The organism is Microcoleus sp. BM001215392 (assembly GCF_036700185.1).
In the GTDB taxonomy this organism is placed as follows: domain Bacteria; phylum Cyanobacteriota; class Cyanobacteriia; order Cyanobacteriales; family Microcoleaceae; genus Microcoleus.
In genome coordinates, this window is sequence record NZ_JAUBOJ010000256.1 from 1 (window position 1) to 10,884 (window position 10,884).

General features: G+C 47.1%; 11 protein-coding genes. 5 read left to right on the top strand and 6 right to left on the bottom strand.

Annotated elements, in window-relative coordinates:
* A partial coding sequence (locus tag QT974_RS23065) for a pentapeptide repeat-containing protein (protein WP_333470752.1) occupies positions 1–707 on the top strand: 707 nt, incomplete at its 5' end.
* A 9-nt stretch (positions 708–716) separates the two neighbouring features.
* Here QT974_RS23065 and QT974_RS23070 read toward each other — a convergent pair.
* Positions 717–1,343: a Uma2 family endonuclease gene (locus QT974_RS23070; RefSeq protein ID WP_333470753.1), complete on the bottom strand. Its 627-nt coding sequence runs from the start codon at positions 1,341–1,343 to the stop codon at positions 717–719.
* Positions 1,344–1,388: 45 nt separating this feature from the next.
* Here QT974_RS23070 and QT974_RS23075 point away from each other — a divergent pair, with 45 nt between their 5' ends.
* On the top strand, positions 1,389–2,558 hold the full coding sequence (locus tag QT974_RS23075; protein ID WP_333470754.1) for a flagellar assembly protein H: 1,170 nt from the start codon (positions 1,389–1,391) through the stop codon (positions 2,556–2,558).
* 195 nt (positions 2,559–2,753) lie between these two features.
* Here the strand turns inward: QT974_RS23075 and QT974_RS23080 are convergent, their stop codons facing one another.
* The gene (locus QT974_RS23080) at positions 2,754–4,001 is read right to left on the bottom strand and encodes an RNA-guided endonuclease InsQ/TnpB family protein (protein ID WP_333470755.1); all 1,248 of its coding nucleotides are present in this window, start codon (positions 3,999–4,001) and stop codon (positions 2,754–2,756) included.
* A 154-nt stretch (positions 4,002–4,155) separates the two neighbouring features.
* On the opposite strand from QT974_RS23080, the gene QT974_RS23085 reads away from it, so the two are divergent.
* Positions 4,156–5,892, top strand: a complete 1,737-nt coding sequence (locus tag QT974_RS23085; RefSeq protein WP_333470756.1) for a DUF3352 domain-containing protein — start codon at positions 4,156–4,158, stop codon at positions 5,890–5,892.
* Between the two features lie 183 nt (positions 5,893–6,075).
* Here the strand turns inward: QT974_RS23085 and mrdA are convergent, their stop codons facing one another.
* The 3 genes from mrdA to QT974_RS23100 all read right to left on the bottom strand — a co-directional run bounded on the left by mrdA (position 6,076) and on the right by QT974_RS23100 (position 8,501).
* Entirely contained in the window at positions 6,076–7,902 is a 1,827-nt protein-coding gene (mrdA, locus tag QT974_RS23090; RefSeq protein ID WP_442933205.1) for a penicillin-binding protein 2, read from the bottom strand.
* Between the two features lie 184 nt (positions 7,903–8,086).
* Positions 8,087–8,248: a hypothetical protein gene (locus QT974_RS23095; protein WP_333470758.1), complete on the bottom strand. Its 162-nt coding sequence runs from the start codon at positions 8,246–8,248 to the stop codon at positions 8,087–8,089.
* Complete coding sequence (locus tag QT974_RS23100) at positions 8,241–8,501, bottom strand: hypothetical protein (RefSeq protein ID WP_333470759.1); 261 nt, start codon at positions 8,499–8,501, stop codon at positions 8,241–8,243. The genes QT974_RS23095 and QT974_RS23100 overlap by 8 nt, the downstream gene beginning before the upstream one ends.
* An 18-nt stretch (positions 8,502–8,519) precedes the next feature.
* Between QT974_RS23100 and QT974_RS23105 the strand changes: the two genes are divergently transcribed.
* The gene (locus QT974_RS23105) at positions 8,520–8,960 is read left to right on the top strand and encodes a hypothetical protein (RefSeq protein WP_333470760.1); all 441 of its coding nucleotides are present in this window, start codon (positions 8,520–8,522) and stop codon (positions 8,958–8,960) included.
* Positions 8,961–9,150: 190 nt separating this feature from the next.
* Entirely contained in the window at positions 9,151–9,948 is a 798-nt protein-coding gene (gene cysE, locus QT974_RS23110) for a serine O-acetyltransferase (protein ID WP_333470761.1), read from the top strand.
* Between the two features lie 275 nt (positions 9,949–10,223).
* Here the strand turns inward: cysE and QT974_RS23115 are convergent, their stop codons facing one another.
* A complete protein-coding gene (locus tag QT974_RS23115) occupies positions 10,224–10,805 on the bottom strand; it encodes an Npun_F5749 family FMN-dependent PPOX-type flavoprotein (protein ID WP_333470762.1) in 582 nt (193 codons plus the stop codon).
* Positions 10,806–10,884: the final 79 nt, after the last annotated feature.

A 10,884-nucleotide genomic window follows, 5' to 3' on the forward strand; every position in this document is an offset into this window, starting at 1 on the left:
CCGTTACATCCGTTACATCCGTTACATCCGTTACACAATCCGCTGCCGAACTTCCCTCTTCCTTCGTGTCCTTCGCGTCTTCGCGGTTCGTACTTCCATCTTCACTTATGACTCAAAATCTCAACTTCGCCAACCAAAACTTGCGGAACCGTTCATTTAAAGGGCTGGACTTATCAGGGGCGAACTTCAGCGGTTGCGACATTCGAGGCTGCAATTTCACCGGAGCGATTTTGAGGGGGGCAAATTTTCAAGGCGTCAGAACCGGACAAAGCCGCCGCCGAGTCAAAAACTTAATTGCTAGGGCTGGCGTAACAGCAGTGATAGTGACGGCTGCTGGGGCTTTGATTGGACTGATTGGCGGAGTGGATGCGGGGGCTGTGGCTGTGGCGGGGACGGCTGCGACAGCCATTGCTGCGACTCGGGGCGAGGCGGGAATTGTGGCGGGGGCTGTAGCTGGGGCTGCTGCTGCGATCGGCGCTAACGGTATTGTGACATTTTTGGGCGGGGATACTCTGAGGGGAATTGGTTTATTTTTGGTTTCTGGGGTTATTTTGGGGTTATGTGCGATCGGCTTTTTTATCGCGGTTGAAGAAATCGAAAAATTGTCAGTAACGTCGTTTAGAAAAGCTGATTTAACTGGCGCTATATTCGATCCGGGTGCGGTTCTCGATGCTGATTTTTCGGATGCGCGAGGCTTGCCGTGGTAAGCTGCACAATTACTGATTTCTTACCCATTCCCGGAATTCTCGCACTGCTGTAGTTGCGCCTGCTGTTTGAGTGCGATCGATAAATTCGTCAACTTTTGCCGTCGGTAGCATCGGGAATGCGAGGGAAAAATCGCACTCGACATATTCGCCATTTTGCAATTGATAAAACTTGATACTTCGTCCGTCGTACCGCCAGATTTCGGGTACGCCTAAATCTGCATATAAATCGAATTGATTTAAGGAACTGCTGGTAATATCAATTTCCAGTGCTAAATCTGGCGGCGGATCTTGAGCAAAGTCTAATTCTGTTCTGCCTCTGACCAGTGCTTCATTCTGGATATAATAGCATGAATCTGGTTCTTTGCCCGCTGATTTTTTGCGTTTCTTAATAGTCATCGAACCAAATGGGTTGTACTCAAGATTGAGTTCTTCGATGAGAGTGACAATTAGGCGATCGATCAGCCTGTTGCGATTTTCATGTTCCGGTAGCGGCACCATAATTTCTAATTGACCTTGATGGTAAGCAATTCTGGTGGAACGTTTGTTGCCCAGTTCCGCTAGCAGGCTTTCATATAGTTGCCAACTGATATTTGCTAGTAAAACTATTTGTTCATGCGAGGTTGATATTGTTAACATTTGAGTTGGGTTTGTATTCGTGACTATTTCTTTGGGTAAAATAGCATGGGAGTGCAAAACATTGACTTTATGACTAAGTTTCCCCACGATCAGTTTGCTAAAGAATACCTTCAAGAGTTATTGTCGCCTCTGGGAGAAGTAGAAACCAGCAAAGATGTAACCGCTGAAGTCAGAGAAATTGATGTCTGGTTTCAACCCACTTCTTTTGAGGGCGAATATGCTCAGAGTTTGGGTTTATTGGGTAAGATGGCTGCTACTGTAGCTGTGATTGAGCCGTTTCGCAATCCGGTTAATACTGAGGGAATCTTCAGTTGTGTGGTAAAACTATTAAATAGTAGGGCTAAACTGGGACGGCAAACTAATCGAGAAGACCAGCGTTTAGAAGAAAGACAATTGCCGAGGTTGTGGATTTTAACTCCCACTGCTTCGGAACTTTTACTGGACAGTTTTGGTTTTCGGGTTCCCGAAGAGTCCGAGGGCTGGGGGAAAGGAGTTTATTTTTTAACTGAGGTTTGGAGAGTCGGACTAATCGCGATTCACCAGCTACCGAGAAGTCCCGAGACTATGTGGTTGCGGATGTTGGGCCGCGGGCGGGTTCAGCAACAGGCGATCGCAGAACTAAGTGCATTGCCTCTGGATAATCCACTCCGAACTAACGCGCTACAATTATTGTACATCTTGCAAGCAAATTTGCAAGCGAATACACCACCTATTCCCGCAGGGGATGATGAAGATCAGGAGTTAGTTATGGCGATTCGCTACGCGATGGCTGCGCCTCACGCACCTCTTTTTCAACAACATTTAGAAGCTGCACAACAACAAGGCCGGGAAGAAGGCCGGGAAGAAGGCCGGGAAGAAGGACAGCGGATGATTTTGGAGAGTTTTTTGCAAGTTAGATTTGGGGAGTTAGACCCACGAACTATCGCATTAATTCTACCGATTTCGGCTTTGCCTGTTGCCGAGTTCACCTTGCTGTTAGTGCAATTATCTACTCTACCTGCGGGAGAACACGAACACCAACAAGTCCAAAATTTGTTGGCTGAAACTGTTTTGAAAAAATCTTTCACTCAAGCGGAACAGTTCTCAGAAATTTCGGCTAGTATCATCCATGATTTGCTGGCTTTATCTCCCGAAGTTTTCTCATCTTTATTGGCAGAATTACCTCAATTGTCGATTGAAGAACTGACAGCTAGATTGGCACAACCATTGACTTAGAAAAAAATAAACTGACGGGTAATAGCCTGTCAATATTGGGGCGGTTTCTCACAGACACCGCCTCTATATTTTGCAGATGTCAATAGCTACGGTCATGCGCTACTGTAGTTAATAATATAATTTGGTCATTAGTCCTTGTTGTTTGACACTCAAGCGGGAGTCAACGCCACGCTCGATTCTTAAGAATATAAAGCCTCAGTAGACTTTGATTCGTAACGGCTCTGCCAAAGAGCCTCTAGACAGTCCGGTAAAACCATTCTGCTTACTTGTTGCTTTTCTACCAATATTTGCGGCACCGTTGGTATCCGCATTAATCAAATGTCCTTCTTTGCTTCTATACAACCCGCGTTTCACTCGCTTGCCAGAGAACTGGTATATCGCTGGTTTGTCAGCGTTGTAAATCGGTAAATCATCCCCATCCAAGTAACTAGACTTAGACGTGTACGATTCTTCTTGCTCCACGTATTTCAATCCGTATCTCTCACAAAGAGACTTGAGTTTATTCCTCAAAGCGTAGAAAGGAATCTGGACAAAGTTTTGATTAATGCGACTACCAAGATTAATATCCTGTTTTATCCCAACGTTAAAACCAACAATCAGGCTTTCAATTTTAGTGTTGATGCAATGGTCGATTATTACCCTTGCTGCCTTATTGAGATAGTCTCTAACTTGATTGCTACGGTTGATGTACAACCTTACCTGTCGTTCGGTCAACCTCTGGATGTTCTGCCGATATTTAATCGATTGCAGCCTAGCATTTTCCTTGTTGAACCACTGGTTGATAGATTTAAGTTTGCGACCATCCACAATCATGGATGCCCCATTGGTGTCAACACAAGTTGCCAGATTATCCAATCCAATATCGATCGCCAGAGAACTACCAGCAATCGTTTCGGAGGGTTCATTGGCACTTTTAGAAATATACTCAACTTCAAAAAATCGAGCATTATACTTAGGATGAATCCGAACCTCTTTGATGGTGTCGGGGTCGAGTCGTTCGGGAAAGTTAATTGCTATTTCACCGAATTGCTTCTTAAAAGCATTTGACATGGGGACTTTAAACTTTCCATCCTTGACTTTAATCCGAGGAATTATCAGCACGAAATACCCTTCTTTGGGCAGATAGTGAGGAAGTCTTACCTTCTGTTGATAAGTGCCAGATTTAACCGCATTAATCAGTCCAAAAAAGCTGTTAAAGGTTCGATCTACAACTTTCAACGTTTGCTGTGCAATATCGGTGTTGAGTGCTTGGTAGTTCTCATTCTCTTTGCACAGATGGTAAGCCGACTCATAGCGCAAGTGCTTACGTACCTCAAAAAAATATTGGCGAACGGTGTAAAGACCCACATTGTAGAGGTTTTTACTCAGTCGGCACAACTCTCTGATCGCCAAGAATTCGGCTTTGCCAAGGTTGCGTAATTGGTTTTTTTGAGTGGAGTACATAAACATTGGTTTCGCTGATATCATCATTATATAGCGAAAGTACCTTATAAGTCAAGTGTATCGTTATATAGATTGACGGCGAATTAATTCGCCCTGTCGTTTCCCACGAGCTGGCTAAAGCCACGCTCGTTTCCCACATCCCGCTTATTTTTTTATGAAGTTGCGATCGTTCTTTTCTTTCCTCATTGCTGGCGTCTTGGCACTCTTAGCCTTGAGTGCAGGCGGTTTTTACTGGCTGTCAACCAAAACTCCCCTAAATTTGCTCGCCGGTGGGCCGACAACTACTCCGACTGCGGCTGTGTTTGTCTCGAAACAATCACCTGTGTTAGTTTCAATGCTGGTAAATCCCGATCGCCTCGAAGCATTGCGACAAATCTTTGCCTCTCCTGAAGAAAGAAGCCGATCGCACGCTGAATTCGAGCAAATTAAAAAAAGCTTTCTCGCCAATACGGGCCTGGATTACAGTCGAGATATCCAACCTTGGATAGGTGACGAAATTACCCTCGCTCTCACAAATCCCGATTTCGACGCTCGCGAACTTAACAACGGCAAACAAACCGGGTTTTTGCTAGCCGTTTCCTCCCAAAATGTCGATCGCTCTCAAGAATTTCTCACTTCCTACTGGCAAAAAGAATCTCGCAAGGACAAAACAGTGCAGTCGGAAGTATACAAAGGTGTCAAAATATATTATAAAGAGTCACCAATAACTAATCCCAAAAAAGATTCGATTTCGCCTTTTAACCCGCTGTCTTTACCGAATTCAAGTTTGCCTCCCAGCTTTGCAACAGCAGCAATCGGCGGTAGTTATGATTCAGGAAGTAACAGCAGTTTTGTGTTGTTTTCTAACAGTCCGAACCTGCTGCAAGATGCAATTGATAACGTAGAATCAGCAAGCCTAAATCTTAACAATAATCCTAACTATCAAAAAGCTTTGCAGCAGCTAACTCAAGGCAGAATAGCTTTAGGATTTGTCAATCTCCCGCAGCTAGCAACCAAGCAAAATTCCCAAGTTTACCTTAATTCCCTCGCAGTTGCTATCGGAGTCAACCGCCGCGGATTGCTGGCTCAAACTGCTTTGGTGACATCACTAGAACAAACAGTTTCTCCCAAACTATCCGCACCAGTGCAAGCCTTGCAGTACATACCCTCAGCCAGTCCTTTCACTGTCGCCAGCACCGATTTAAGGAATTTTTGGACTGATTTGTCATCGGCGGTGTCAACTAACGCAGAGGCTTCAAAATTAGCCGATCGCGCGATCGCAGATATTCAGCAAAATTCGGGCGTCAATTTGCCGCAGGATATATTTAACTGGGTACAAGGAGAATACGCTTTAGCCGTGGTTCCGAGTTCGTCAAACACTCCCGACTGGATTTTTGCGGCCGAGAAATCTGCTGATGCTCAAAAGGCGATCGACAAACTCGATGAAATTGCCCGCAGCAAAGAATACAGTATCGGCAACTTTACTCTCAGAAACCAGAAAATTACCGCTTGGACGCAGTTGACAACTAACCAAAATTACGGTGCGGAAAATAAGGGTAAAAGTGCGATCGAAACCGAAGCAAAAGGAGTTCGAGCCACTGTCGGCAAATACGAAATTTTCACCACTTCCGTAGAAGCAATGGATGCAGCACTCAAAGCAGCCGAAACAGGCTCTTTGGTGGCAAATCAAGATTTTCAAACCAGCATCGAACCGCTACCGCCAGCTAACGACGGCTATTTTTATTTAGACTGGCCCTCCAGCAGGGCAATTTGGGAAAAACAAATCCCGTTGTTGAGGTTAATTGAACTTTCTGCAAGACCACTTTTTGACCACTTGCGATCGCTCACTGTCACCAGTACGGGAGAAGTCGCAGGAATTCGGAAAGCTACAATATTTATGCGGCTGAATTAGTCAGTTGTCAGTTGACAGTTGACAGTTGTCAGTTGACAGTTGACAGTTGACAGTTGACAGTTGACAGTTGACAGTTGACTAATAACTACTAACTACTAACTACTAACTAACAACTAATGACTAATGACTAATGACCAAGGACTAATGACTAATGACTAATGACCAATGACTAATGACTACTAACTACTCAGGATTGACTACTATGGGGGTGGGTGGTGTTTTCGGCTTGCCAAAATAAGCTTGAAACACCTCTTTGGCGATCGGCGCTGCCGCCATAGAACCAAAACCGCCATTTTCCACAACCACGGCGATCGCAATTTCTGGCTTGTCAGCAGGCCCATAGGCCACATACAGCGAGTGATCCTTCTGTCCGATCACCTCCGAAGTCCCTGTTTTGCCCGCCGTTAGTGGAATTGAACCGTCATTGAGCCCCTGTCCCGTACCGTCGGTAACTACTGCCACGAGTCCTTCTTTAATCACATTAACTGTCGAAGGTTTCATCCCCGTAGGCACTGGTTTCGTCTCAGGCTTGCCAGTCAGAGAACTCAAAAGATGCGGTTTCACCCGATTACCACCATTGGCGATCGAACCTATCATCACCGCCGCCTCCAGAGGAGTCACCAAAACGAACCCCTGACCGATCGACATCGTGACCGTATCACCAGCATACCAAGGTTCTTTATAGATTTTTTCCTTCTCCGCCGGGGTCGGCATTTGACCGCGATCGCCACCGCCTAGGCCCAAAAGCTTCAAATCCGTATCCTTGCCAATGCCCAAGCGGTGTCCCCACTTAGCAATTTCCTCCGGCCCGGTACTGATCCCAATTTGATAAAAAAACGTATTGCTGCTAAAAGCCAAGGCATCCCGAAAGCCAATGTTGCCGTAACCGCCGCTGTGTTCGTTAAAATCAATTCCCCCCACAGTAATGTAAGACGAAGTACCGAGAATTGAGTCTGCCGAAAACTTGCCCGACTCCATGCCGGCGACGGAAGTCACAATTTTAAAAGTGCTGCCGGGAGGATAGCCTTGCATCGCCCGATTCAAAAATGGATTTTCCAAGTCTTGAAGAGTTGCCCAGTCATCCTTAGTGATTTTGCGCGTAAACAGATTGGGGTCAAAAGTTGGGTGGCTGGCAAGAACTAATACCGCGCCGGTTTTCACGTCTATCGCCACTACTGCTCCCCGGCGGTTCCCCAGCGCTGTTTCGGCTGCTTTTTGCATGGACAAGTCTATGGTTAGCTGCACCGATTCGCCGGGAGTCGGCGGTGTCTCTCCCATCAGCCGCAATTCTTGATTTTGGGCATTTACTTCGATCAGCCGATCGCCCCAAACTCCTGCAATTTTCTTGTTAGAACTCGCTTCTACGCCCATCTGACCGACAATCATCCCCATCGGATATTCCGGGTGATCTTTGAGGTCTGTTTGGGTAGCTTCGCCAATATATCCCAAAACGTGAGCCGCCACACTGCCTTCGGGATAGTAGCGGCTCGCTTCTGGCCGCACTTCCACTCCCCGCATTTGTCCCACCTGTTCTGCTAGCGGCACAAACACCTCTGGCGGCATCGCTTGCTTGAGGCGCACCGGTCTGTAGGATAGAGGATCGACCTGTTTGATTTTTTGTAAAATTTCTTTGGCCGGGATTTTCAGCAGCGGGCTCAACTTGTCTGCTGTGACTTTCCACTCTTGGGGCGTTTGTTCTTTGGGCCACACATATACCGATCGAGCTAAATTGTTTGCCGCTAGCAGCTTGCCTTTGCGATCGACAATATGTCCGCGATTTGCCGGCATTGGCACTAAGCGAACGCGATTGTTTTCGGCTCGTTCCCGATTTTGCTTCCCTTGTACCAGTTGCAATTCCACCAGCCGGCTAGCGTGCAGACTCAGCAAACCTGTTGCCACCAGCATTAATACGATCGCCCGATGTATCGGACGCGACTGTTTCTTAGGAGTTTCCCCCAGGGTTTTGTCATTCGAGCGAAATCCAGAGAGCGCAGAAATTTCTCGTTGCATCATTACTATCGGTAGATGTCAAATCCTAGATTTTAGATACCTGATTCTCAACTGTGAAGTATACACTATCAGGCCGGGGGCGAGCCCATACCTGGCAGTAACGGTTACTGGCGGCGACGGTTCGGCAAAGCCAAGCGGTTGATAATTTGCGGTTAATTAATAACTCATGACTGACAAAGCCTGACTAATCGCCCAAACACCAAGAGATAGCTAGTAAAATCAACGTTAAGCTCAGCCAATTAGGGAGGTGGAGCCAGCCCGACAAATCCACAGGCAACAATAGCAAAACCTGGGCGGATAGGGAAGCGATCGCCAATAAACAGGCGAGCAGTATCAAATTAATCATCTTGACACAGTACAATTGCCGATAGTAGCCGATCGCGTGTGGCAGAACTCGGAGTGGCACGAGCCGGGGCGATCGCACAGGTATTGTCCTGATAGAAATAAGGAACAGAAGCCAGAAGGTTGTGAACTTCATTAAAAGAAATTATTCTTTCTCCAAAAATCTGATTCTTGGGGCTGCAATGGGAAATTCTGAGTTGTGATTTTAAGTTGTGACACTTCTGAGTATTGCCATGTTGTTTAATCCGCGATCCCATTTCAAAAACGGTGCGATCTTGGCTGCGACCTGCGCGATCGCCGCCCTACCAGTTTTAGCAGAAACAGCGAACTTCGGCACCTTAACTTTATCGCGAGGTTTTGGGTCTCCCACAGCAGTATTGAGAGGTTCCACAGGCGGATCGTACTCTCTATCTGCCCTTGCCAACGCCGATCGCCACAAAAACAAATGTTTGGGTTTTGCCACCCCAACACCCGACCACATCATATTGTTGCAGCAAAACTTCGACAAATTCACCATCCAAGTCAACAGCGGAGGGAAGGACACAACCTTACTCGTACAAGGCCCCGGTAACGCCGTGCGCTGCGGAGATGATGTAGGTCAGAATAAAGATGCTGGCATTGTAGATTCAGATTGGCAAGCAGGCTCTTACAAGATTTGGGTAGGCACCCTCGAACCCGGAGTCAAGTCTAACTACACGATCTCATTGCAAGAATAGAACGCAGCGGCGTAGCGGAAGGGAAACGATCGCCGCTCCTCAAAATTTCCCGGAATCTCCTTCAATCTCCCACTGGGAAACTCATGCAATCTCCCACTCCCGGGAGCGACAGATCCGCCGCTAACCTCCCCCATCAAGTAAAATGTAAGATCGAAAGTGCCGTGTTTAACCAAAATTGGTAACTCCGAAAGTGCTAAAGACTCTTAGAGCTGACTTCAATATAATTTTCGATCGCGACCCTGCCGCTCGCAACTGGCTGGAAGTGTTGTTTTGTTACCCAGGTCTTCAGGCCCTAGTGCTGCACCGCCTCGCACACTGGCTTTACGTGCTGGGACTTCCCTTCATCCCCCGCTTGATTTCCCACATAGCTCGCTTTTTGACCGGAATTGAAATTCACCCAGGGGCGACGATCGGCAAAAGCGTCTTCATCGACCACGGTATGGGGGTTGTAATCGGTGAAACAGCGATTGTCGGCGATTTTGCCCTAATTTACCAAGGCGTCACCCTCGGCGGCACAGGCAAGGAAAGCGGCAAACGCCACCCTACCGTCGGCGAAAATGTAGTTGTCGGTGCCGGCGCCAAGGTACTCGGCAACCTGCTAATTGGTAACAACGTCCGCATCGGCGCCGGTTCGGTCGTCCTCCGCGACGTACCATCTGACTGCACCGTGGTAGGGATTCCCGGCCGCATCGTTTATCGATCGGGAGTCCGCGTCAATCCGTTAGAACACGGCAGTTTGCCGGATTCGGAAGCTGTGGTAATTCGGTCTTTGCTCGATCGCATCGAGTCCCTCGAACAGCAAGTAAAAAGTTTGATTCCTCAAGCATCTGTCTCTTTAACTTCTGTTCCCAATTCGGATTCAGCATTCCCAACTTTAAATCAAACCAGCAATGTAGCTGTAGCTGAAAAAACCAAATTAGCTGTTACCACCGCTTGTCAGTTAACAGATAAAGCAATTCAAGAATTTTTCGACGGCACCGGCATCTAAAATTTGAATTGGGCATAGGGCATAGGGCATAGGGCATAGGGCATAGGGCATAGGGCATTGGAGGTAAAGTGTGCAAGATTATTGCTAACAACTAACCAATAACAAGGGTGCATCTCAATTTTGTAAGGGCTCTCGCACAGATGAGGCAGTAAATCTCTGGTTATAACTAATAAATTGTCTGCCGTCAGGTGCGAGAGCCCCTACGAATATATTTGCCAAACTGGGATGCACCCAATCACAACTAACCAATAACAATTAACCAATAACAACTGCTTTCAAGGATTGACCGATCGCACAAACCAATTTCCCTCTCCGTCGCGCCCATAAAGCCATCGGTTCTGCGGTTCCCCCCGCAACTCCAACAAATCCACCGTTTCCGGTTCCAAAAGCAGCAAGCAAAAATTAGGTAGCGGATCGATCGCATCTGCAGAAGCACAATCAAAAGCAGTAGCTTCGGCCTTATCTTCCCCCGGACACGGCCAAGCAAACTGCACCCGTGCCGCCTCAGAAAGCTCATGCCAAGCTGTGCGGCGGGCTGCGCACAACTCTGCATCTGGACAATGGGCTCCTACCAAAACAAGCTTTCCAGCAATCCGAAATTGTTCGCGAGTTTTAGGGAAATACCAGCAAATCTCCCCCCAAGGATAGAGATTAATTTCCTCTGCCTTTTGACTGCGAATATCTGTAATAAACTTTAACTGGTTGGTGTCTGCCAAAAACCCTCGAAACACCACAGTGCGGTTCGCCGGACGCCCGTTAGGACGAACCGTTGCTAGCTGCAAGTAGCGGGCATAAACAAGACTGCGGTTGCGGTGGAGCGATCGCGCTAAGGGATCTCGCCAAAGTGCTAAAGACATAATTAATATCCTATTATATTGGTAATTAGTCATTAGTCAGTAGTCATTAGTCAGTAGTCATTAGTCAGTAGTCATTAGT